This window comes from Saccharomonospora halophila 8, assembly GCF_000383775.1.
GTDB classification, from domain to species: Bacteria; Actinomycetota; Actinomycetes; order Mycobacteriales; family Pseudonocardiaceae; genus Saccharomonospora; species Saccharomonospora halophila.
The window spans coordinates 3774-6200 of sequence record NZ_KB912480.1 but is presented as its reverse complement, the minus strand read 5'-3'; the positions used below and the strand labels follow the sequence as shown (position 1 = coordinate 6200).

Below are 2427 nucleotides of genomic sequence, written 5' to 3'. Positions count from 1 at the left end.
CCGCCGGGTCACGCTCCGCGGGAGGCCACGGTCCGGGAGATCCCGCGTGCGGCGGACTGGACGAGGGGCGCCAGCGTGCCCGGCCGCGCCCCGCGGGCGTTCACCACCAAAGACAGGGCGGCCACCACCGCCCCCGCATGGTCGCGTACCGGAGCCGCCACCGACACAGCGTCCAGCGTGACCTGCCCGTCGCTGACCGCGAAATCCTGTTTGCGCACCGTCGCCAGCACCGAACGCAGCCGCTCCGGATCCGTGATCGTCTTCGGGGTGTAGGCGGCCAGCGGCGCGGACAACGTCTCGCGCTGCACCCGCTCCGGCGCGTACGCGAGCAGCACCAGCCCCACCCCCGTGGCGTGCAGGGCGAACCTCCCGCCGACCCGGGTGCGCACCGGGACGGCGTCCCAGCCCGCGATGCGCTCGACGAACACCAGCTCGGGACCCTCCCGCACCGCGAGCTGCACGTTCTCGTGGGTGACCTCGTAGAGGTCCTCCAGGAACGGCATCGCCGCCTCCCGCAGGCCCAGACCACGCGGGGCCAGCGACGCGACCTCGTACAGCCGCAGACCGATGCGGTAGCGCCCGTCGGCGCCGCGTTCCAGCGCGCCCCAGTCCACCAGCTCCGCCGCGCGCCGGTGGGCCGTCGGCAGGGACACCCCGGCCCGCCGGGCCAGCTCCGTCAGGGACAACGTCGGAAAGGCCGGGCTGAACGCGTCGAGCAGGGAGAGCACCTTCGACGTCACCGACCGTGTTTCGCCGGGCACCGGATCCACCTCCGTCGGCCGGCGCCACACGCCGGACAGGTCGTCGCACGGGACCGCGAACCACCCGAGCCTCGGCCACGGGTGCCTGGAGAGCCACGGGTGTTTTCACCCAGTGAAAACATTCCCGCTGACATCGTTCGACAGACCACACAACGGCTCGCCCGTCCCGCCCCGTGCCTAGTCTCCCGGCCCATGACGAGGTCAGAGTCGACTTTCCTCCCCGCCGAGGAACAGAACCGGAAGCCGTACCGGGCGTTGTGGGCGATGCTGCTGCTCGGCTGGGTGGTCAGCTACGCGGACCGGACGCTCACCGGCCCAGTCGTGAGCTGGATGATCGCCAACGACGTCGGGTTCATCGGGGAGTCCAGCGACCCCCGCGCGCTCGGCGGCCTGGTCGGGTCCCTGTTCTTCACCGGCTACATGCTCACCCAGTACCCGGGTGGCAGGCTCGGTGACCGGTTCGGGCACCGCGAGATGATCGTGCTGTCGCTGTTATGGGCGGGCGTGATGACGGCGCTGTCCGGCATCGTCGTCGGGCTCATCGCCTTCGTCGGCGCCCGCGTGCTCACGGGCCTCGGTGAGGGGGTTTTCTACTCCAACGACCGCACGCTGATCATGAACAACACCCCGCCGAAGCGACGCACACTCGGACTCGGGGTGGTCATCTCCGGTCTGTCGATCGGTCTCACGGTCGGGATCGTGCTCACCCCCGTGCTGATCGACTGGGGCACGTCGATGGGCCTGGGCACGGACGCGTGGCGGGTGCCGTTCCTGGTGTTCGCGGTGTTCTCGGTGCTCGTGGCGCTGGGCTGCTGGTACTTCTTCCACCGGCACCTCGGCGGCAGGCTGCGCCTGGGCCCGCCGCTGCTGCGCATGGTCGCCGTGTCCACCCCGCTGCTGGCGGCGGTGCTGCTGCTGTTCGTCGTCGCCGACCGGCTGCAGTGGCCGACCTGGGGCACCGCGCTCGGCTCGGGAATGCTCGCGGTCCTGGTCATCGGGGCCGTGGTGCTGCGCATCCGCCGCACCCCCGAGGCGGCGACCCTGCTCTCCCGCGACATCGTCATCATCTACTTCGCCTACATCGCCATCCTGTGGAACCTGTGGTTCTTCAGCTTCTGGTCGGTGGAGATCGTCCGCGAGGCCGCCGACAGTTCCCTGCTCGCCGCGGCCCTCACCGCGGCGTTCAACGCGGGCGCGGGCATCCTCGGGTTCCCCGCCGGTGGTTGGCTGGCCGACCGTGCGCTGCGCCGTGGCCGGGGCCGCAAGCCGTTACTGATCAGCTTCTCGGTGATCTACTCGCTGCTGGTGTTCTGCTTCGCCCTGTCCATCAGCGGTGGCGGCACCCCGTCGCTGTGGCTGCTCGGGCTGATCCTGTTCTGTTCGGGGCTGTTCTTCAACGCCCTGCAACCGATCGCGCAGGGCATGACCGGCGACCTCGTGCCGGATGCCCAGCGCGGCTCGGCGTTCGGGCTGCTGAACCTGGTCTCCGAGATCGGCGCCGTGGCCAGCCCGGTGGTCAGCGGTGTGCTGCGCGACGCCACCGGCAGCTGGTCGGTCGGCACCTGGGTGGCGGGCGGCATCATGCTCGCCTCCGCCGGGATGTACGCGTTCGTGCGGGAGAAGCGCCCCGCCCTGGCGGTCGCCTGACCGGCCCCCGGTGCGCCGC

2 protein-coding genes are annotated in these 2427 nt (G+C 71.2%); one reads left to right on the top strand and one right to left on the bottom strand.

What is annotated here, in order from left to right; translation table 11 throughout:
* Positions 1-8: 8 nt before the first annotated feature.
* On the bottom strand, positions 9-761 hold the full coding sequence (locus tag SACHA_RS0100920) for an IclR family transcriptional regulator (protein WP_028662767.1): 753 nt from the start codon (positions 759-761) through the stop codon (positions 9-11).
* Positions 762-953: 192 nt separating this feature from the next.
* Between SACHA_RS0100920 and SACHA_RS0100915 the strand changes: the two genes are divergently transcribed.
* Positions 954-2408, top strand: coding sequence for an MFS transporter (locus tag SACHA_RS0100915; protein ID WP_028662766.1), 1455 nt, complete (start codon positions 954-956; stop codon positions 2406-2408).
* The last annotated feature ends 19 nt before the right edge of the window (positions 2409-2427 follow it).